This is a genomic window from Pseudodesulfovibrio sp. zrk46, assembly GCF_012516435.1.
Taxonomy (GTDB): domain Bacteria; phylum Desulfobacterota; class Desulfovibrionia; order Desulfovibrionales; family Desulfovibrionaceae; genus Pseudodesulfovibrio.
Window position 1 is genome coordinate 4,017,481 of sequence record NZ_CP051216.1, and the last position, 19,672, is coordinate 4,037,152.

A 19,672-nucleotide genomic window follows, 5' to 3' on the forward strand; every position below is an offset into this window, starting at 1 on the left:
AGAATATGACCACGCTTTCCAGATAATCATACCCAATAATTGCGAGTTGATGTTATGGGTTCAGCAGTTGCCAACCAGAACCGCCTAATGGAGTCATTATGAAACCAATGAAATGGATTATTATCGTCGCCTTGTTAGCTTTCCCCTTTACGGCAATGGCTCAGGACAGCCCACAAACGGCAGAGCAGCAACTCATCGACCTGGTGGGCAAAGCCATCGTTGAAGAAACGACGCAACGCTCCGAAGAAGTCCGCAAAGCCAAGGACATTCTTGATGAAGTTTTGAAGACCACGACTGCCACTCAGGAAGAAAAGGAAGAAGCTGAGAAGAAGGTAGAAGAGGCCGAAGCCAAGTATGCTGCCTCTCAGAAGAAACTTGATACAGCCCGTGTAGACGCCTACGCCAAGCAATGCGGCAAATCCAGAGCTCAGATTCAGGCAATGCGCGACTCCGGCATGGGCTGGGGAAGAATTGCCAAGGAATGTGGTATTCACCCCTCGGCAGCAGGCAAGGGAAAAGGAAAGAACAAAGATAAAAACAAGAACAAGAACAAAAAGAACAAAAGCAAATACAGCGACGATGATAATGACGACGAAGATGACGACGGAGACTCTGAAGACGACGAGATAAAAGAGAAGAAGCAGAAGAAGAACAAGGGAAAAGGAAAGAAGAAGTAGCCAAGCCCCTATTTTCAACAATAAACGCCCCGTCCATAGCATTGGACGGGGCGTTTTTCTGTCTACTTATATGCCTGTCAGCTTTCGCATTCGCCGCTCATTCAAATGGCAGATGGCGATGGCCAGAGCATCTGAAGCGTCTTCGGCCCAGTCGGGCTTTTTGACGCCAAGGGTATGAGCGACCATGAAGGCCACCTGGGATTTGGGGGCATTGCCCACGCCCACAAGGTTCTTTTTGACCTTGGTGGGTTCATATTCGCCCATGGAAATGTTGTTGGTGGCACAGGCCGCCATGCAAGCGCCCCTCGCCTGCCCGAGTTTGAGGGCAGACGAGGGGTTCTTGGATACAAACACGTTTTCGATGGCAGCCTCAACCGGAGCGTACTGCCTGATAAGCTCCTGGAGCTTGTCGAAGATGACGCCCAAACGGGTCGCCATATCTTTCTTCACCGGAGTACGGATGGTGCCGGTGACCACCAATTCGACCTGGCCGGAAAGTTCCCGGACAATACCGTAGCCTGTCACCCGGGTACCGGGATCGAGGCCAAGAACGATCAGACCATTGTCACTCATGCTTTACTCGTCGAACAGACCTTCGGGGAAGTCGGCGTTCATGTAGATGTTCTGAACGTCGTCGTTGTCTTCCAGAGCGTCGTAGAGCTTCATGACTTTCTTGCCGGTCTCAGCGTCCACGGCGATGAGGTTCTCGGGAACCTGGTTCAGTTCGGCGGAATTGAATTCCATTTCAGCGTCGGTGAAAGCCTGCTGCACGGGCATGAAATCGGAGGGCTCAGTGTAAACGGTGATGATGCCGTCTTCTGCCACGATGTCTTCTGCGCCAGCTTCCAGGCCAATTTCCATGATGTCATCTTCGGTGAACTTTTCGCCGTCAAAGACAATAACACCCTTATTGTTGAACATGTAGGAAACCGCACCGGTTTCAGCCATGTTGCCGTTGTGCTTGGTGAACGCGTGACGGATTTCGGCAACGATGCGGTTCTTGTTGTCGGAGGCCACGTCGACCATCATGGCAACACCACCCGGGCCGTAACCTTCGTAGGTGATCTCCAAGATGTCACCACCGGCCAGTTCGCCGGTGCCCTTCTTGATGGCGTTCTCAATCTTGTCCTTGGGCAGGTTCACCTGCTTGGCCTTCTGAATAGCGAGACGCAGGGCGGAGTTATCTTCCGGGTTGCCGCCGCCAGCCTTGGCAGCAAGGATGATGTCCTTGGCAGCCTTGGTGAAAAATTTAGCTTTCTTGGCGTCCTGACGCCCCTTACGATGCTGGATGTTTGCCCATTTACTATGTCCGGCCATGATTCCTCCTGAATATTATCAATAAAAAATAGTTGTCTTATTATACGTTACCAACGGTCTCCCTCGGCAACGGGTCGGTTATCTTATACGTCCGCGCCCCTAAAGCCAAGTCCTACGATAAAGAACTCCTTGCTTTCATTACGGGAGCTGTACGGCTTGAAATTCTTGAGTTTTGCGAAGTGAGGCCGCACCAATGCACGATAGTCCTGAATCTCGGGCCCATCGAAGATCTTGACCACGAAGTGGCCGCCGACCTTGAGATATTTCAACGCAACCTCAAAGGCACGCTCGCACAACTCAAGAGAATTGGCCTGATCAGCAAACTTGATTCCCGTAGTCTTGGGAGCCATATCGCTGATGATAAGGTCAAACGGCTTGAGGGGCTCCATGGCCTCTAAAAGTTCCGGCGCATCGGAAAAGACATCGGCCTGCAAAAAGGTTATGTTAGCCGGGAAGCTATGCTTGGTTTCCTGGATATCTACGCCGAGAACGTGGCCGTTTTTGCCCACCTTCTCGCCCGCGAACTGGGTCCAGGAACCAGGGGCCGCACCGAGATCGAGTACGGTCTGGCCCTGCTTGAACAACTTGAACCGCTTATCCATCTCCTTGAGTTTGTAGACGGAGCGGGCGGCGTAGTTTTCTTTTTTGGCTCGTTTGAAGTATTTGTCTTGATATTGCTTCATGGTGGCACTCCTTGATCGGCGTGGGAGCGTCTCCGTAACCGAATATGTCGAAAAAGCCAAGTGGAGCCTCATGCCCAGACCTGTCAGAACCCGCATCACTAACGAGCTCGGCAATCTCCAGACACTGCCAGAAGACAAGGGGCAGTTCGAAATCATTCCGGGCAATAAAGACGTTGTCTTCCTGGGCCTTGGTCCACAGCCAGAGCTGCTGAGGGACTATTTCCCCGAACACTCTTCTGCTTCGTATGTGGAATCCGGCTCCATGCTCGACCAGATCGAGAATTGGGAAGACAAGGTTCCGCAAGGATTCACTCAGATAACCTCTGACGAGTTTACCCCGGAGCGGGCCGCCACGTCTACAGTGGTGCGATACCGTCCCGGCCTCAAGGCATTCCCCTCATTTTGGGGGCCACTCACCGCCCGTACCGCAGCAAGCAGACTTCCTGAGAAGGCCACGACACCTATAATCTGGCTGCCCTTTGGAGAAGAAGATCTCCTTGGCCGCGAGTTGACCATCGCTTTTCAAGCCAGAGGATACGCTGTCCGCCATTTGGACAGAGAAACACTGGAGCGCTCTGCCGGGACCGAACTCCCTGCCCTGCTGGCAGAAGAAAAACCTGCACTCTTCTTCTCCATCAACTTTAAAGGACTTGAGCCTTTCGGACTCGGATTCAACATATTGCGAGAGGCTGGCGTCAAGGTCGCAGTCTGGCTGGTAGACAACCCGTTCAATATCCTGACCTCGGTAAAGTCGGCATACTGGAAAGAAGCCCACCTCTTCGTCACGGACCACAGCTTCATCGGTCCGCTCATTCAGACCGGAGCACGATGGGTAACGCACCTGCCGCTGGCGGCCTGCCCTGAGCTCTTCGGTGAAGGCGGCACGCTCCCGAAACACGGCGACGACTTGGAAGACAAGCTCGTTTTCGTTGGTCGCTCGGAATTCCCTAAGAAGAACGAGTTTTTCGCAGGATTAACGCCCAACCATCTCCTCCTCGAAGAAGCAATTGGCATGTTGGAGAAAGGCGACCGCCCTCACTTTCATTGGTGGCAGGAACACATTCTCGCAAACTTATGGCCCGGCAACCAGGTCCGCCATGTAGGCATTGGTGCCGAGGTCGCGGGCTACGCGTGGCGAACACGCTGCCTGTCTGCCATGAATAAGCACACCGTCATCTTTGGCGATGATCAGTGGAGTCACATCGATTCCATCAAGGCCGAAGTGCGCTCCCTGCTCGACTACTATACCCACCTGCCCGCAGTGTATCGCGAAGCCTCCGTTTCCTTGAACGTCACCGGAATGCAGCTTCCGGCGGGCCTGACTCAACGGCACTTCGACGTGTGGTGCGCAGGCGGATTCTTACTTACGGACAACAACCCCGGTCTAAAGATCTTCCCGGAGAATCTGGCCGAGGCCATCATTTTCAGTACGCCCAAGGAGATCGAATCGCTCTTCATGCGCTACCGCGACGAGTCCGTAGCCAAAACGGAACTCCGTGCCGCATGGCGGGACCACATCCTCAAAGAACACACCTATCACAATCGAGTACAAACCATTTTCCAGACAATGGACCTGCCTTTGTCGTGGATCACTCCATAATCCTTGACAAAGGGCTTGTCGCACTCCTCAAAAAGAGCTACAGAAATTCATCCACCCGGGGACGTAACTCAGCTGGGAGAGTGTTGCCTTCGCAAGGCAAAAGTCGGGAGTTCAAATCTCCTCGTCTCCACCAGAAAGGATAAAGGGTTTCAAGCTGATGCTTGAGGCCCTTTCTTCTTACTCACACCCATCCCACCATTTTCTCTCAACCCACTCAAACCAGAGCGCAAAAGTAGACATTACATATAATACCAACAACCCTATTGACAGTGTTCTATAGTGGGGATTATGTAAAAAACCAGATGAAAATCAGGGGAAGAATCTCTCACAAATTGGGATTCAAGAATCCCGTGAAGATCATAAAGATCTTTGACATTATGGGGCCGACGCGCGAACTGGAAAACACTGCCGCACGGGATGACACTGCACACTGTGTATAGACGTTCTGTGTATCTAAGACGCCCAGTGAGTCGGCCGGACAGTCAGAAAGAGGACATGCTTCCAGCATCCCCCATCCATACGGACCTTGTGGAGAGAGTAACGATCTTAGGCAATCCCGCTCAAGATCTAAAACACAAGGAGAAATCCTATGGTTATCGAATTGTATTTTCGATTTAAGTTTTCATCAGCTGGAAGTCCGCCCAAGAATAGTGTGGGTGGAACACATGAATGCAGTCTCAAAGAGACTGCGCTCCGAGTAGCGTTAGCGAAAGGGATAATGATGCTTCCACAGTTGGTTGAATCCATCGCCACGTTGTTTGGTGGCTAACTCTTTCTGATTTTTTTTGCCCAAAGCCCGATGATAAAAATGAAAACAAAGTACTCACTATCTCAATCTCCGTTCTACAAGCTCAGCACCAAAAAGAAGCTTGCACAGCTTCTTGGACAACCGCTTGCAGATCTTCAAGCATTGGCTAAAAGCAACGGTAACTATAATGTCTATACGCTCTTACCCAAGAGCAAGCTCAGCCATCCATATTTTGTAAAAAAAGAACGACAAGTTCAAGAAGTCCGTCCACACCTAAAGACGGTACACACCCGCATTCTCAACTTGTTAAAACGCATAAAAACACCTACCTACCTTCACTCGGCAACCAAGGGCAAGTCCTACAAGACAAATGCGGAGTCACACTTAAACCGCAATGCTCTTTACAAAGTGGACATCAAAAGTTTTTACGAATCAATATCCTTTGGCCGCATCTACCACTTCTTTCATGAAATCATGAAATGCAATGAAGATGTCGCACACTTACTGACACGACTCTGCGCATACCAGAGGAATCTGCCAACGGGGTCTTGTATTAGCCCCTTGCTGTCTTACTGGACTAACGTGACCATGTTCGATGATCTCTACATTTTCAGCAGAGCACATGGGCTCACCATGACTTTGTATGTCGATGACCTTACCTTTTCTGGGAATGAAATCTCAAAAAGAACTTGCTTTGAAATCGACAAGATTATTGCTGGCTATGGGTACAAACCTCATAAGCAGAAACAGTATTCGACCAAGAAAACGAAAATAGTAACAGGCCTTGCATTATGCAACGACAGGCTTGATATTCCCAACAAGCGCCGAGGGAAAATCAGGGTCCTACTTGAAGCGATTTCTCAAGAAAAAGATGCGGCCAAAAAAGAAAAGTTATGCAACTCACTAGTTGGCATGACATATGAAGCTGCCCAATTTAACTTGAGGTATGCTCAGATTATCGCGAAGAAAGTAAGAAAAAAATGCCCATGTGCGCGACAGCATATAACGATATAATAACAAAGCCCCCTCTCGGGGGCTTTTCACTTTCTCTAGCTACCGATGTATACTCGGCTGACAGATCTGTTTTCGTATCCTGCATGGTAGCAGACTTGAACCGAAGCATGGGCATCCAACTCCTTCCATGCCGCACCTGCCACCGCTATGGCATTTACGACGAAATCGGCTGAAGACGCATGCTTCGAAGGTGGCGTAAAGCCAGTTATCTCCTCATACAGATTGTGAAAACTAGCATGGCGCAGCCCATTAGAACTTGCCCAACACTCGTTTCGACCAGAAGCCAAACACCGCCCCTTCGGCTTCAAACATCTTGCCTTTCCGAAGGATCGGCATATCTATGAACTTAGCACACACCATCAAATCGATCTACGAACAAAACTACCCATCTTGAAGAGAATGCCATGAACACAGCACCGCTTCCTAAAATTTTGATAACCAATGATGATGGAATCCATTCACCGGGCCTGCTGGCTGCTGCCAAAGCCGTTTCGCAATTCGCCGAAGTCACCATAATTGCCCCACTTGAACAGCAAACTGCCATGGGCAGAGCGTTGCGGGGCAATCCGGAAGCAAAGCTCGAACCAGTCACATTATGTTCTGCTGAGCACTGCCTTACTGCTTATGCGTGCGACGCTGCCCCCGCCCGCTGTGTGGAACATGGATTGAAAGCCATGCCCGAGTATATACCGGATCTTGTAATTTCAGGCATTAACTATGGCGAAAATCTAGGCAACAACATCACTGCATCCGGCACAGTCGGCGCGGCCATGGAAACGGCGGCAAGAGGTATTCCTTCGCTGGCTGTATCCTTGGAAACACCTGTTGACTGCCATTTTGAGTACACCTCTCAAAACTGGGATGTGGCAGCCCATTTCCTTCGCTATTTCGCTCGACAGACTTTATCGGAAGGGCTTCCCAGTGGGGTTGATATTCTCAAAATAGATGTCCCCAGCGAAGCATCAATAGCCTCCCAGTGGCGGGTAACGAAACTGTCTGGTAACAGATATTATCAGTCGGCACTTGAAAGGCCATCACTACAAAGCCGACTTGGTGATGCCTTTGTCACCAAAGGAAACACACCAAACGAAGAACCGGACACCGATGTATACGCCATTGCCGTGGACAAGGTCGTGTCGGTTACGCCCTTATCACTCGACTTCACGGCATATGACAGTTTTTCTGCCCTGAATAGATGGCAACAGGGATAGCGGCGCTCACATCTCAAGCCAATAGAAAGGATATTTGATGAAAATCCCAACTAGGATCAATTTTGCAGGCCTGACTGAGCGACTAGCCGAAGCGCATAAGGACGACCGCGGATTCCTGTTTGAGTACGAAGTATACAGTTTTCTCTCCAGCCTCGGGGCTGAAACACCGCCCCAATGTCAACTGATTCAACGGGGAGAAATCCCATCCGACGAATCCATCATGGCGATTCCCGGCGAGAAGGCCGTGCTCAAAATCGTTTCCCCCACCATCATCCACAAGACAGAGGTCGGTGGTGTCCGGGTTGTCGACAAAGAGCCCAATAAGGTTCGCTCTGCCATGCGCCGGATGCTCTATGAAGTGCCGGAGAATTACGCCCGTTGGATTGAGGCCAATCAGGAGGCTGCCCCTGAATCATATCAGGGTTTGTCCGGCGAAGCCCTGGTCACCGCCATCAGCGGCGATCTCAAAGGAGTACTTCAGGTTCAGTTCATGCCGCCGGATTCCGATGCATTCGGCAATGAACTAATCGTGGGGCTGCGCAATACCCGCGAGTTCGGCACCGTGCTCAGCGCGGGCCTCGGCGGAACAGACACCGAACTTTACGCAGAGCGTTTTCGTAAGGGACAAGCCATCGTCGCTGCATCCGTCGAGATGAGTGACGGCGATCAGTTCTTCGAGCTGTTCAAGAAAACAATCTCCTACCGCAAACTGGCTGGTTTGACCCGTGGGCAACGACGTATCGTCACCGACGAACAACTCATCGAATGCTTCAGCGCCTTCATTGAAGTGGGACGTTATTTCTCCTCGGCCAATCCGGACGCACCTTTTGTCATCGACGAACTGGAGATCAACCCGTTCGCATTCACTGATTACCTCATGATTCCGCTGGATGGTCTGTGCAAGTTTTCCCTGCCTGAAAAGCTGGCACCGACCCGCCCGGTGGAGAAAGTCAAATCGGTTGTCCTGCCGGATTCCATCGGCGTGATCGGCGTTTCGACCAAACGCATGAACTTTGGCCGAATCATCCTCAAGAACATCCTTGATGCCGGATTCGACAAGGACCACGTATACGTCATCAAAGACGGCATCGACGAGGTGGACGGGGTGAAGTGCCTCCCTGACGTTTCCGCCGTACCGGAAAAGCTGGATCTGTTCGTCGTCGCAGTGGGCGCGCCCATGGTGCCTGATCTGGTGGATGAAGTGCTGGAGTCCGGCAACGTCAACTCCGTACTGCTCATTCCCGGCGGCATGGGAGAAACCGAAGAAAGCGTGGATCGAGCTGCGGACCTTTCCCGAAAGATCAACAAGGCACACGAGGCTGGGACTGGCCCGGTTTTCCTCGGAGCCAACAGTATGGGCGTGGTCTCACACCCCGGCAAGTTCGACACATGGTTCATCCCGGAAAACAAGTTCCCCAAATCCGCGGGCAAACCCTACAACAAGACTGCACTGATTTCCCAGTCCGGTGCGTTCATCCTCACCCGGCTGGCACAATGCCCGCAACTGGAGCCCGCCTACCTCATCTCAATGGGCAACCAGAATGACCTGACCCTTGGCGATATGGCCACCTACTTCAAGGATGTAGACGATGTGGACGTCATCGCCATCTACGCCGAAGGATTCAAGGACCTCGACGGCCTTGCCTTCTGCCGTGCGGTGCGCGAGGCCGTGCTGGCGGGTAAAGAAGTAATCTTCTACAAGGCGGGCCGAACCGAAGCAGGCAAAGACGCCACAGCAGGACACACCGCATCGCTGGCAGGCGACTACATGGTCTGTGAATCCTGTGTGCATCAGGCCGGTGCTATCGTTGCCCGCAACTTCACCGAATTCCAGAATCTTGTCCTGCTGGCCCAGCGCCTGAACAGCAAACCCATTCGCGGCAACCGTCTCGCAGCATTGTCTGCCGCCGGCTTCGAAGCCGTAGGCATGGCCGACTCCATCGAGTCCGACGACTTTTCCATGCAACTGGCCCCCCTGCGCCCCGCAACTCAACAAACGCTCACCAATCTGTTCCAGGAGAAACGCCTCGACTCTTTGGTGACCATACGCAATCCGCTGGACATTACCCCGGCAGCTGATGATGACACCCACATCAAGGCTGCTCGAGCCCTGTGTAACGATCCCGGCGTCGATGCCGTGGTGGCCGCGCTGGTCCCCATGTCCCCGTCTCTGCAGGTTACCATGGACAATGTGGCGGACGACGAACCGGATGACGGACTTGTTGGCAGGCTCAAGGAACTGGTGGACTCAACCCAGACTCCTCTTGTGTGCTCGGTTGATGCCGGCATGCTCTACGAACCCATGGTCCGCAGATTGATGGACGCCGGTATCCCGGTCTTCCAGACATGCGACATGGCGGTCTCTGCTCTGAGTCAGTATATTGAAGGACGACTCAACGCCACGCGAATCAGAGGGTAATCAACCAAACAAGTAAAGGGCCACCTCAGGGTGACCCTTTACTTTAAAAACATATTTCTTCAGTCCAAACTAGTTGTGGAAATTCCGATCCATGATTTCATCGTACTTGCCGTTTGCCTTGAGTGTATCCAAAGCGTCCTGCCACTTCTGAATGATCTCGTCGGGAACATCCGGCGAAAAGGCCAGCCAAGCCGCAGAATCATCGAACTTGTACTCGGTTCGCTCAAAATCAGCAGGATCGAGATTCGCCTTTTTCACCATGTAGTAGTAAGTGCGCTCGCCCATCAGAACGAGGTCCACACGCCCTTCAACGAGCTTCCGGTAGCTGGAGTCATATGATGGGCTGAGGTCAAGATTGGTGAAGCCGTTGGCCTCAAGAGTCTGATGCGTGTACCCGTCCTTGCGGACAGCGATACGCCGTGCATTCTTTGCATCTTCCACGGACTTCACGGTGATGTCAGCACCTTTACGCTTGAAAAAGTAATCGCCCTCGCCAAAAACAGGGCCCACCCACTTGAACAGGTTTTCCCGTTTAGGGATACGGACAATAGCAAAAATAGCGTGCATCGGGGCTTTCTGGGTCTTCTCATAAGCCCGAAGCCAGGGAACCGCTTTGAGTTCACTCGTGTCCCCTACAATTTTCTGGATTTCACTCACAACTTCAGGAGCTACTCCCCACAGTTTATCACCTTCAGCGTACACCAAGGGAGGATACACAATCGCCTGCATTTCAAATTGCGTGGCATGAGCATGACTAGGCAGAAAGAGAAACAGACTGATCAACAGGGCGTAGAAAAACCTCAAAATACGGCCTCCGAAATGACAGATTTACTCCAACATTTGAGAAGGAGAAGAATCATGTCCATATCCTAAAATTCTTTGCAACAAAATTATTTTTTCATCCATTGACAGACGCTCTCAATTCGCCCTTCAGATACAGATTCTTTCTATATAGATTTAATCCTCTCGGAATGTTATGGTCAGGTTAAGCTTTTTTAAATTACGCTCATGAATTTGGCCCACAAGGGTAATTATGCAAAGAAAGACTGCCATTATCATCCTCCTTGCCGTCATGCTGTTCCTTACAGGAACTGCGTATGCCCAGTTACCGGAAGTCATGATCGTCAACAGCTATCATGCTGAATACCCTTGGGTTGCCGCGCACAACCAGGGGCTGCAAGACAACTTGAAGGGCCGGGCCGAACTCAGCGTGTACTATCTGGACTCAAAAAAACTGAGTCTGGAAGAAGCCCAGAAAAACGCACAGGAAGTCCTCAGCATTATCAAGAATGACAAGCCGTCACTCGTGATCATGACAGATGACTTCGCGCTGCAGGAGTTGGGACTTTCCACAATGAATGAGGGGATACCGGTCGTCTTTCTGGGGATCAACAACAACCCGCGTCAATATCTCGGAAGCATGACACTCGCCACCGGCGTGCTTGAACGACCTCTACTCAAGCGCTCCATTGCCTACATTCAGGAAATCCTCAAATCCCGAATGAACAAGTGCCTGGTTCTCTTCGACAATGGCGTCACGGCGCAAGTGACCTTGAAGACTGTTTTTAGTGGGAAGAAAAGAAACAAGTTCTCCAAGACAACAACCGATATCGAACTTATGGACACCTTTGCCAATTGGAAAAAAACGGTTCTGACCGCCAAAGACCAAGGGTATGAAGCCATTATTCTAGGGTTGTATCATACTTTGGTGGACGAGAACGGGAACCATGTTTCTGATGAACTAGTGGCCAACTGGACATCCACTCATTCTCCGGTGCCTGTCTTTGGTTTCTGGGACTTTTCCATTGGCAAGAACAAAGCTCTGGGCGGGCTGGTGTTATCTGGCTATCCTCAGGGAGAAGCCGCAGCCAGGCTGGCCAACAAGATCCTGAGAGGACGCGAGCCCAACACCATTCAGCCTGTAACCGCCGAGCACGGACGCTTCGTTTTCAGCATCAGCGGTCTCAAGCGCTGGAACATCACGCTACCTTCCTATTTCAAGGCCCCCAACGAGCCCATCACTTTTGTTGATTAAGCCCGATTATAACGCCTTATCGTTTTCACACCGCCACGGTCCAAAATCTGATTTTCCTTGACAGTTATTGGCTTTATGGCCCATTTTTCAGGTAGAATTCATAAATATCCTACCAAATGGGTTCTATACGCTCAGGGGCATAGATGCTTGGACTTATCATGAAGATCAGGGAAAGCCTGATCATCAAAATCATATTGGCGACCGGCACCATTTTGCTCGCCAGCACCCTGCTGCTCATTTATATGAGCATCGGCTTCGTCAACGAGTACACCCTCGCTGAGCGTATCCATACCGCTGACATGATGGGCAACACCATCAAACTGGGCCTGCATGACTCCATGCTGCGAAACAATCGCGGCGACATCAACCAAACCATCCAAAAAGTCGCGCAATTCCATCACGTTGAATCCATACGAGTTTACAACAAGGAAGGTGAGGTCAAATTCACCAACAAGCCAGACGAACTTGGCACCGTCATCGACAAGTCTCACCACGCCTGCAAAGTCTGTCATCTGCAGGATCCACCAAAAACAAATCTGACTTTCTCTGAGCGAACCTGGAATTTCCAGAGTAAAAGCGGCGAGCACCTGTTCAGCGTGCAAGTTCCCATCAGTAACTCGCCTGAATGCTCCGGAGGGCCCTGCCACTATCATCCAGCTGACAACGAGATTCTCGGCACCATGGATATGGTTTTCAACTTCGAGGTGACTGACGCGGCGGTTTCCGACTACAGAAACCAACTCATATTCCTTGGCACGCTGGTTTTCATGGCGGCTTCCTTCTGTATTTTCCTTGGCCTCAGGCAGCTCATCACCCGCCCGCTCTCAGTCCTGACGCAATGTTCCGAGGCCATTGCCCATGGCCGTGAAAGCCGAGCTGCACGCGAGATCATCAAACGTCCAGACGAGCTGGGCAAACTGGCGCGATCACACGAATCCATGGTCAACGCCCTGCATCTTCAACAGGATATCATCAACGAGAAGCGCGAGGAGTTCGAGCTCCTTTTTGACAATGTGCCTTGTGTCGTTACCGTGCAGGACCTCGACTACAAGCTGCTCGAATACAATAAGGAGAGCCGAGAACGCTTCAGTCCGTTCCCCGGGGCATACTGTTACGAAGCATACAAGGGTATCGACGAAAAGTGCGAGGAATGTCCTGTTGAGCGTACCTTTGAAACCGGGGTGGCCCATTGCAGCGAGGAAAGCCGCCGCAACCCGGATGGGACCTATTCCCACTGGATCGTTCACACCGCACCCATCATGGACAAGAACGGCAAAGTGACCAAAGCCATGGAAATGTGTCTGGACATTACCGAGCGCAAAGAGCTGGAAGAAAAGCTCAAGGAATCCGAAAAGAAGTACCACACCATTTTCAACAACGTACCCAACTCCATTTTCGTGCTGGCCAATTCCACACTGGAGATCGTGGACTGCAATACAACTGTGACCCAAGTGTACGGCTGGGATCGTAAAGACCTCATCGGCAGATCATTCATGTCTATCGTTCACGAGGACGAAAATGAGAGAATGCAGTCCCAAATGCGCGCCTTCACTGCCATCAATCAGGTGAAAAGCATCCGCAAAGACGGAGAGCAATTCTTCGTGGACATGATGCTCGCGGTATCAGAGGATTCAAACTTTGAATACCTGCTGGTGTCCACCACCGACATTACCGAGCGCCTTGAAGCGGAGCAGAAACTCTTCCACGCGGGTAAGATGGCAACATTGGGCGAAATGGCCACCGGTGTGGCGCACGAGCTGAACCAGCCGCTTACGGTTATCAAATCCGCCAGTAACTACTTCATGAAGAAGGTCGATCAGGGCCAACCGATTCCCGAAGAGACGCTCGGCACCCTCGCCCGCGAGGTAGACAGCTATGTGGATCGCGCCACCAAGATCATCAGCCATATGCGTGAATTTGGCCGTCAGGTTGATCAGGGCAACGAATTGGTGAACGTGAACGAAAGCCTGAACCGCGCCTTCACACTGCTCAGAAAGCAGTTCTCTTCCCGCGGCATAGATACTCGCTGGGAGCTGGCTGGCAATCTGCCTCCGGTCATGGCCACCCCTGACCAGCTTGAGCAGGTTTTCATTAATCTTTTTGTAAACGCACGCGACGAACTTGAAGACAAGACAGAGTCCGGTGTTTCTGATACAGCAACCATTACAGTTCGCACCATGCGTGAAGGAAACGACATTGTCATTCAGGTTGAGGACAATGGAAGGGGTATCCCGGAAGACTTGGTGCACAAGATTTTTGAACCGTTTTTCACCACCAAACGAGTGGGCAAGGGAACCGGCCTGGGACTCTCCATCAGCTACGGGCTGATCAAGGATTTCGGTGGCGAAATACACGCTGAAAACCAAGAGCAAGGGGCACGGTTCACCATCAAACTACCGATGGCGGAAAGCTGAGCATGCAGGAAAAAGTTCTACTGGTCGACGACGAAGAAGGTATCCGCACCGTATTGAGCATCACTGTCCGTGAGGCAGGATACGAAGTGTTTACCGCTGCCAACGGAATTGAGGCGCTGGAAATCCTCGAGAAAGAGGATATCCCGCTCGTGGTCACTGATATCAAAATGCCAGGCATGGATGGTCTGGAATTACTGCATCGCGTAAAGAAAGACTGGCCTGAATCCGAAGTCATCATGATCACCGGACACGGCGACATGGACTCTGCCATCGACTCCCTGCGCAAAGGCGCGGGTGACTTCATTACCAAGCCCATCCACGAAGACGCCCTTGAGGTTGCTCTGGAGCGTGCCGTGCAGAAAATCGCCATCCGCGAACAACTGCGTGAGTATACCGAGAATCTCGAACATCTGGTTCTTGAAAAGAGTAAGGAACTGGTTGAAGCCGAACGTATGGCCGCGGTAGGCCAGACTGTGGCTTCCATGTCTCATGCCATCAAGAATGTGGCAGGCGGACTGGAAGGCGGCATGTTCGTCATCGAGAAAGGACTGGAGCTCGAAAACAAGGATTACCTCCAGCAGGGCTGGGAGATGACCCGCCGCGATATCAAACGGATCAAAAACCTTGCTATGGACCTGCTGGACTATGCCAAGCCGGTTAGCATCAATCCGGTGGACGCCGACCCCAATATTCCTGCACGCCAGGTACGCGACCTCATGGCCTCCAAGGCTGAAAATGCCGGAGTTGAGCTGTTACTGAATTTGGACGATTCCCTCGGCACCATGCGTCTGGACATCGAAGCAGTGCACGAATGCCTCACCAACCTCGTCTCCAACGCCATCGACGCCTGTCAGGACAAACTGGAAGGCGAAAAGAAAGTCGTCATCCACACTCAGGATAACGGCGGCATGTCTGTCCGCTATGAAGTGACCGATACCGGCCACGGCATTTCTCCGGAGATCATCACCAAGGTCTTCAACTCCTTCTTCACCACCAAAGGCAGTCGCGGCACGGGCATCGGTCTCATGGCCACTAAAAAGCTGGTGAAGGAGATGGGGGGCGCCATCATGGCCAACTCCGGAGTAGGCGAAGGAGCAACCTTCACCATCACCATACCCACAGCCCACGTGGTCACATAACAGACAGTCACTCTTAGTAATTATGTAGCAATTTAAGTAGCCACTGCTTGAGGGCCGTATCGACTTTGTCACGCAGACTGACATCGTAGGATCCCAAGTTATCCATCAGCTTTGCCCGAAAGAACAGAAACGCATTGTCATAACGCCCATGGACATGGCTCCCCTTTCGAATTGCCTTATGGTGGGCAACAAGACTGATGGCGCGAAAGAATTCATTGCCCGTTTCAATGAGGGGCTTGAAGCTATCCGAGCCAATGGAAAGTTGAGCGCCATCTATAAGAAATACCATGTGGAATAAGTATCCACACTTCCCATTTGGCAGGCTCTGAGCTACTTTCAGCCCATGAGTACTTCCCGGAAAAGCATCGCCCTTGCCACTTTTATCGGCCTAACCTTTATCGGCACCTTCACAATACAACTCTGGCTCATCAGCCAGGGAATCCGCTTTGATACGGATGTGGTTCGCTACACTCCTCTTGGCTGGCTGTTCCTCACCATGTGGATGCCTGCGCTGGCTGCACTGTTCTCTGCCAAATGGATCGAAGGACGTTCATGGTCAGAGACCAAAGAATCCTTATCCCTGCGAATGGGCTCCTTTGGCCCCTACCTGCTGACATTTTTTCTGGCCCCGGCCGCCTTCGCGGCAATCTATGGGCTGACATGGGCCTTTGGTCTGTCTACCCCAGACTGGAACATGACCGCCTTGACGCAGGCAACCGGAAGCGAACCGATCACTAAGGATGAAGTACTCCAACTCATGCTCCCCCTATCGGTCTTCATCGGCCCGCTCATGCATTTTCCTTTTGCACTCGGCGAGGAAATTGGCTGGCGAGGTTTTCTGCTGCCTCGCCTCATGCCCATGGGTAAACCTGCCGCCTATATCATTGTCGGCATTCTCTGGGGACTCTGGCATGCCCCTGTCATTTGGGTAGGCTTCAACTATCCGGACAATCCTGTGGCCGGTATCGCCATGATGTGCCTGCTCACTACTGCATTCGGGCTGTTCCTCAATGAAATGACGCTTCACTACCAATCCACCTATCTGGCGGCCTTCATCCATGGCGCTGTCAACGCGCAGGGATTCGGTATCTGGATGTGGCTTTTCCCGAGTACCGACCCAATTCTCGGAGGAGGTACCGGTTTTTCTGCAGTTATGATATGGGTGGTGCTCGGAGCCTTGGCCGGGACTGTCCTGGCGAGATTACGCAGGAGCGAATAACGCCCGTAGCAAAGGGTGAATCATGACGAAGCGCAATACACTCTTCCCGAAAGCGATGTCGGGACTCGTACTGGCCATCCTGCTGGTACTTTGTACGTCTGGCAACGCGAAGGCGCTGGGAGATCTCACCTGGTATTATTTCAACTTTCCCCCCATGTTCATCGTTGAACAAGGCCAGCCACCCAAGGGATTTGGCATCCAAATCATGGAGGCACTGTGGACCGATATGCCGGGCTACAATCACCGAATGGAAGAACTCTCCCCGGATATAATGATGGAGAAATTGGCCGCAGGCGAACACGGCCTTGCCCTTGGCATGCTCAGGAGCGACATGCGGGAACAGGTCATGGCCTTCAACCAGATTCCGTGCAGGCTCTCCAGCCCAACCATGATTGCCATGCTTGAAGACGAAGCACGCTCAGTGGCTCCCTCCGGTTTCATTTCACTCAAAGCGATTCTGAGTAATACTCATTTGAAGTATGCGGAAATCAAAGGAATGAGTTACGGGCAATTACAGCCGATTCTGGACGAACACCGTAACCTTGAGAAGACACAAATATTTACATCTAGCCCCAGTCTTGTGGCAGCCTTAATAAGTGGAGAAGCCGACTGGGCCATAGTTGATCCTTTGGTCATCCCCTACCTCCAAAAGCAATTCAATGGCACAAAGCTCTCTTTGGTCAAGATCAAGGAAAATCCTGATAGCTTTGCGCCCGGTTACATCGCCGGTCCCAAAAACGACTGGGCAAAACAGGTTTTGAAACATGCCGACATGGCGCTGTTAACCCTTATCCAGAACCAACACTTGTATTCTATCCTAAAAGAATCAGTGCCTGCTCAGCTAAAAAACAGGTTTCAGAATGCTTACAAGCGACAGATCAACGATCCCGTAATGGAACCTCTGCCTTTGAAGGATTAGCCCACAACGACAAAAGCCCCCGCAAGCGAGGGCTTTTTCTAGGAAGTTTTTTTGTGTGTTACCGAGAGCCTAGGCTTCAGCCAAAGGATAATGGTTTCTTTGTGAAGTTGCCTGGAAACTCTTCCGATTCAAAGAATCATGAGGTTTGTTTGGCGTTATCTGGAAACTGTCCTTTGTCGGTTGATTTCATCATACTCCCATGAATGAGGAGTGCAACCTTTTTTTTATTTCGAAGCCGTTTTTTCTACTGCTCCCTTACAAGTGATTAGAGTTTTTCAAAGTATTCCTTTTCAGCGCCACACTGCGGGCAAACCCAGTCTTCCGGAAGGTCTTCGAACTTGGTGCCGATTTCAACGTTGTTTTCCGGATCGCCTTCAGCAGGATCGTAAACATAACCGCAGGGGCATTCCCATTTATCCATAGTCTTTTCCTCCTAAGATGAATTTGATGTCATTGTAACAAAAGATATATGGTATTCAAGCTCAATATGCACAATTGCTAAAAAAACGCCTTCCAATTGAAGAATCGAGCCTGAATGAATTATTTTTGGCGACATATTTGAAACAAAGGAGAAACCAACATGACGAAATCAATAATAGCTGCATTGGCACTCATGATGCTGCTGGCAACCTCCGCGCTGGCGGGATCTGCCACTATCTACGGAGCAGTTCACGACAAGAACACCCCGCTCACTGGCGCACTGGTGAATATTGAGGGGGAAGCCACCTACACCAGTCAGTCGACATACACCAATGAGCATGGCGTCTATTTCTTCGACAAACTACCCGCCGACGAGTATATCATCACCGCCATCCCACAGCCGGAAGGCGTATACAAAGACGGCACGCACAATATTTTCCTCGGAAAATGCTCTCGCAAGGAAGTCAATTTCTCGCTGAAAAAGAAATAGTACAACAAAAAGGCCGGACAGGATTACCCTGTCCGGCCTTTTTGTTTCATTTTGTGAACTGGTTAGCCGCTGACGCGCTTGATACGTGCGCCAACACCAGAGAGTTTTTCCTCGATGTTTTCGTAACCACGATCCAGATGATAAATGCGTTCCACCGTGGTGGTGCCTTCAGCAGCCAGACCGGCCAGAACCAGAGAGGCACTGGCGCGAAGGTCGGAAGCCATGACCGGAGCACCAGCCAGCTTACCAACGCCGTGGACCATTGCGGTTCGTCCTTTGAGACGGATATCAGCGCCGAGACGTACCAACTCAAGCACGTGCATGAAGCGGTTCTCGAAAATCTTTTCCTCAATGGTACCAGTACCCTGTCCAAAACACATCAGGGCCATAAGCTGAGCCTGCATGTCTGTCGGGAAACCGGGATGCGGCAAGGTAGTCACATCTACATTCTTGAGCAGTCCGTTTGCGCGGCGAACCAGCACATAACCGGGTTGTTCCTGAAGCCAGACACCCATTTCTCGCAGCTTGTAGCTAACGGCATCCAGATCTGAGAAGGGGCAGTCCAGAATCTCCAGCTCACCACCGGTAATGGCAGATGCCACCATGTAGGTTCCTGCCTCGATACGGTCCGGCATGACACGATACTCACACCCCTTGAGGGAAGTAACGCCTTCAATGGTGATAACGCTGGTACCCTGACCCGTGATCTTGGCGCCCATGGCGTTGAGGAAGTTAGCCAGATCAACCACTTCGGGTTCACGGGCTGCATTTTCCAGCACAGTGGTGCCTTCGGCCAGAGAAGCGGCCATCAGCAGGTTCTCGGTACCGCCGACCGTGGGGAAATCCAAAGTAATCTTGGCTCCCTTGAGGCCACCGGGGCAAGAGCCCTTGATGTATCCTTCGGTCAGTTCGAAGGTGGCGCCCATTTTCTCCATACCGCGCAGATGCAGGTCCACAGGACGGGCACCGATGGCACAACCGCCGGGCAGAGCCACGCGGGCCTCGCCGAGATGAGCCAACAGCGGGCCGAGGCACAGCACGGATGCGCGCATGGTCTTCACCAGTTCGTAGGGAGCCTCAGGTTTGAGTCCCACACAGGTGGAGGTGACGTCATTCTTATCGAAGGTAGTTTCGCAACCGAGGATGTTCAGCAGCTTGAGAGAGGTGCGAATATCCGCCAGGCGCGGTACATTGGAAAGGTTGACGGTCCCCTCTGCCAACAGGCAGGCCATGAGGATGGGCAGAGCGGCATTCTTGGCGCCAGAGACCTGGATGCTTCCCTGTAGGGGAACTCCACCTTCAATGATAAGTTTATCCATGATTTACCTTTTTTTTCTTTTTTCTGTTTTTTGCTTGACCGCGGCGAG

The 19,672-nt window shown here is 51.7% G+C and carries 18 protein-coding genes and 1 tRNA gene; 12 read left to right on the forward strand and 7 right to left on the reverse strand.

Features of this window, described 5'->3' with window-relative positions:
- The first annotated feature begins 98 nt into the window (after positions 1–98).
- Positions 99–677, forward strand: coding sequence for a hypothetical protein (locus HFN16_RS18535; protein WP_168892151.1), 579 nt, complete (start codon positions 99–101; stop codon positions 675–677).
- A 66-nt stretch (positions 678–743) separates the two neighbouring features.
- On the opposite strand, the gene ruvC is transcribed toward HFN16_RS18535, so the two are convergent.
- From ruvC to HFN16_RS18550, 3 genes are all read right to left on the reverse strand, one after another.
- Entirely contained in the window at positions 744–1,250 is a 507-nt protein-coding gene (gene ruvC, locus HFN16_RS18540; RefSeq protein ID WP_168892152.1) for a crossover junction endodeoxyribonuclease RuvC, read from the reverse strand.
- 3 nt (positions 1,251–1,253) lie between these two features.
- Positions 1,254–1,994 carry a YebC/PmpR family DNA-binding transcriptional regulator gene (locus tag HFN16_RS18545; protein ID WP_168892153.1) on the reverse strand — a complete coding sequence of 247 codons (741 nt, stop codon included), beginning with the start codon at positions 1,992–1,994 and terminating at the stop codon, positions 1,254–1,256.
- Between the two features lie 83 nt (positions 1,995–2,077).
- On the reverse strand, positions 2,078–2,677 hold the full coding sequence (locus HFN16_RS18550; RefSeq protein WP_168892154.1) for an RlmE family RNA methyltransferase: 600 nt from the start codon (positions 2,675–2,677) through the stop codon (positions 2,078–2,080).
- 70 nt (positions 2,678–2,747) lie between these two features.
- On the opposite strand from HFN16_RS18550, the gene HFN16_RS18555 reads away from it, so the two are divergent.
- The 5 genes from HFN16_RS18555 to HFN16_RS18575 all read left to right on the forward strand — a co-directional run bounded on the left by HFN16_RS18555 (position 2,748) and on the right by HFN16_RS18575 (position 9,669).
- Positions 2,748–4,277 (forward strand): glycosyltransferase, encoded by a 1,530-nt coding sequence (locus HFN16_RS18555; protein ID WP_168892155.1) that lies wholly within the window; start codon positions 2,748–2,750, stop codon positions 4,275–4,277.
- Between the two features lie 57 nt (positions 4,278–4,334).
- Positions 4,335–4,410 (forward strand) — tRNA-Ala (locus HFN16_RS18560).
- 675 nt (positions 4,411–5,085) lie between these two features.
- Positions 5,086–6,039 carry a reverse transcriptase family protein gene (locus HFN16_RS18565; protein WP_168892156.1) on the forward strand — a complete coding sequence of 318 codons (954 nt, stop codon included), beginning with the start codon at positions 5,086–5,088 and terminating at the stop codon, positions 6,037–6,039.
- A 404-nt stretch (positions 6,040–6,443) separates the two neighbouring features.
- Complete coding sequence (gene surE / locus HFN16_RS18570; protein ID WP_168892157.1) at positions 6,444–7,250, forward strand: 5'/3'-nucleotidase SurE; 807 nt, start codon at positions 6,444–6,446, stop codon at positions 7,248–7,250.
- A gap of 37 nt (positions 7,251–7,287) precedes the next feature.
- Positions 7,288–9,669: an acetate--CoA ligase family protein gene (locus HFN16_RS18575; RefSeq protein ID WP_168892158.1), complete on the forward strand. Its 2,382-nt coding sequence runs from the start codon at positions 7,288–7,290 to the stop codon at positions 9,667–9,669.
- A gap of 69 nt (positions 9,670–9,738) precedes the next feature.
- On the opposite strand, the gene HFN16_RS18580 is transcribed toward HFN16_RS18575, so the two are convergent.
- Positions 9,739–10,473: a transporter substrate-binding domain-containing protein gene (locus HFN16_RS18580; RefSeq protein WP_247648382.1), complete on the reverse strand. Its 735-nt coding sequence runs from the start codon at positions 10,471–10,473 to the stop codon at positions 9,739–9,741.
- 229 nt (positions 10,474–10,702) lie between these two features.
- Between HFN16_RS18580 and HFN16_RS18585 the strand changes: the two genes are divergently transcribed.
- The 3 genes from HFN16_RS18585 to HFN16_RS18595 all read left to right on the forward strand — a co-directional run bounded on the left by HFN16_RS18585 (position 10,703) and on the right by HFN16_RS18595 (position 15,257).
- On the forward strand, positions 10,703–11,704 hold the full coding sequence (locus tag HFN16_RS18585; protein ID WP_168892159.1) for an ABC transporter substrate binding protein: 1,002 nt from the start codon (positions 10,703–10,705) through the stop codon (positions 11,702–11,704).
- A gap of 143 nt (positions 11,705–11,847) precedes the next feature.
- The gene (locus HFN16_RS18590; protein ID WP_168892160.1) at positions 11,848–14,118 is read left to right on the forward strand and encodes a PAS domain S-box protein; all 2,271 of its coding nucleotides are present in this window, start codon (positions 11,848–11,850) and stop codon (positions 14,116–14,118) included.
- 2 nt (positions 14,119–14,120) lie between these two features.
- Positions 14,121–15,257 (forward strand): hybrid sensor histidine kinase/response regulator, encoded by a 1,137-nt coding sequence (locus HFN16_RS18595; protein ID WP_168892161.1) that lies wholly within the window; start codon positions 14,121–14,123, stop codon positions 15,255–15,257.
- A 13-nt stretch (positions 15,258–15,270) separates the two neighbouring features.
- Here the strand turns inward: HFN16_RS18595 and HFN16_RS18950 are convergent, their stop codons facing one another.
- The gene (locus HFN16_RS18950) at positions 15,271–15,546 is read right to left on the reverse strand and encodes a hypothetical protein (RefSeq protein ID WP_247648383.1); all 276 of its coding nucleotides are present in this window, start codon (positions 15,544–15,546) and stop codon (positions 15,271–15,273) included.
- 54 nt (positions 15,547–15,600) lie between these two features.
- On the opposite strand from HFN16_RS18950, the gene HFN16_RS18605 reads away from it, so the two are divergent.
- Positions 15,601–16,476, forward strand: a complete 876-nt coding sequence (locus tag HFN16_RS18605; RefSeq protein WP_168892162.1) for a CPBP family intramembrane glutamic endopeptidase — start codon at positions 15,601–15,603, stop codon at positions 16,474–16,476.
- Positions 16,477–16,498: 22 nt separating this feature from the next.
- Positions 16,499–17,395 (forward strand): transporter substrate-binding domain-containing protein, encoded by an 897-nt coding sequence (locus HFN16_RS18610; RefSeq protein ID WP_168892163.1) that lies wholly within the window; start codon positions 16,499–16,501, stop codon positions 17,393–17,395.
- Between the two features lie 265 nt (positions 17,396–17,660).
- Here HFN16_RS18610 and HFN16_RS18615 read toward each other — a convergent pair whose 3' ends face one another.
- Positions 17,661–17,816 carry a rubredoxin gene (locus HFN16_RS18615; RefSeq protein ID WP_168892164.1) on the reverse strand — a complete coding sequence of 52 codons (156 nt, stop codon included), beginning with the start codon at positions 17,814–17,816 and terminating at the stop codon, positions 17,661–17,663.
- A gap of 159 nt (positions 17,817–17,975) precedes the next feature.
- On the opposite strand from HFN16_RS18615, the gene HFN16_RS18620 reads away from it, so the two are divergent.
- Positions 17,976–18,305, forward strand: coding sequence for a carboxypeptidase-like regulatory domain-containing protein (locus tag HFN16_RS18620; protein ID WP_168892165.1), 330 nt, complete (start codon positions 17,976–17,978; stop codon positions 18,303–18,305).
- 62 nt (positions 18,306–18,367) lie between these two features.
- On the opposite strand, the gene murA is transcribed toward HFN16_RS18620, so the two are convergent.
- Entirely contained in the window at positions 18,368–19,624 is a 1,257-nt protein-coding gene (gene murA, locus HFN16_RS18625) for a UDP-N-acetylglucosamine 1-carboxyvinyltransferase (RefSeq protein ID WP_168892166.1), read from the reverse strand.
- Positions 19,625–19,672 lie beyond the last annotated feature (48 nt).

Bases quoted from the DNA above. Each gene is read 5' to 3' on its own strand.
- HFN16_RS18535 (WP_168892151.1), top strand. From the start codon at position 99: ATGAAACCAATGAAATGGATTATTATCGTCGCCTTGTTAGCTTTCCCC.
- ruvC (WP_168892152.1), bottom strand. From the start codon at position 1,250: ATGAGTGACAATGGTCTGATCGTTCTTGGCCTCGATCCCGGTACCCGG.
- HFN16_RS18545 (WP_168892153.1), bottom strand. From the start codon at position 1,994: ATGGCCGGACATAGTAAATGGGCAAACATCCAGCATCGTAAGGGGCGT.
- HFN16_RS18550 (WP_168892154.1), bottom strand. From the start codon at position 2,677: ATGAAGCAATATCAAGACAAATACTTCAAACGAGCCAAAAAAGAAAAC.
- HFN16_RS18555 (WP_168892155.1), top strand. From the start codon at position 2,748: ATGCCCAGACCTGTCAGAACCCGCATCACTAACGAGCTCGGCAATCTC.
- HFN16_RS18565 (WP_168892156.1), top strand. From the start codon at position 5,086: ATGAAAACAAAGTACTCACTATCTCAATCTCCGTTCTACAAGCTCAGC.
- surE (WP_168892157.1), top strand. From the start codon at position 6,444: ATGAACACAGCACCGCTTCCTAAAATTTTGATAACCAATGATGATGGA.
- HFN16_RS18575 (WP_168892158.1), top strand. From the start codon at position 7,288: ATGAAAATCCCAACTAGGATCAATTTTGCAGGCCTGACTGAGCGACTA.
- HFN16_RS18585 (WP_168892159.1), top strand. From the start codon at position 10,703: ATGCAAAGAAAGACTGCCATTATCATCCTCCTTGCCGTCATGCTGTTC.
- HFN16_RS18590 (WP_168892160.1), top strand. From the start codon at position 11,848: ATGCTTGGACTTATCATGAAGATCAGGGAAAGCCTGATCATCAAAATC.
- HFN16_RS18595 (WP_168892161.1), top strand. From the start codon at position 14,121: ATGCAGGAAAAAGTTCTACTGGTCGACGACGAAGAAGGTATCCGCACC.
- HFN16_RS18950 (WP_247648383.1), bottom strand. From the start codon at position 15,546: ATGGTATTTCTTATAGATGGCGCTCAACTTTCCATTGGCTCGGATAGC.
- HFN16_RS18605 (WP_168892162.1), top strand. From the start codon at position 15,601: ATGAGTACTTCCCGGAAAAGCATCGCCCTTGCCACTTTTATCGGCCTA.
- HFN16_RS18610 (WP_168892163.1), top strand. From the start codon at position 16,499: ATGACGAAGCGCAATACACTCTTCCCGAAAGCGATGTCGGGACTCGTA.
- HFN16_RS18615 (WP_168892164.1), bottom strand. From the start codon at position 17,816: ATGGATAAATGGGAATGCCCCTGCGGTTATGTTTACGATCCTGCTGAA.
- HFN16_RS18620 (WP_168892165.1), top strand. From the start codon at position 17,976: ATGACGAAATCAATAATAGCTGCATTGGCACTCATGATGCTGCTGGCA.
- murA (WP_168892166.1), bottom strand. From the start codon at position 19,624: ATGGATAAACTTATCATTGAAGGTGGAGTTCCCCTACAGGGAAGCATC.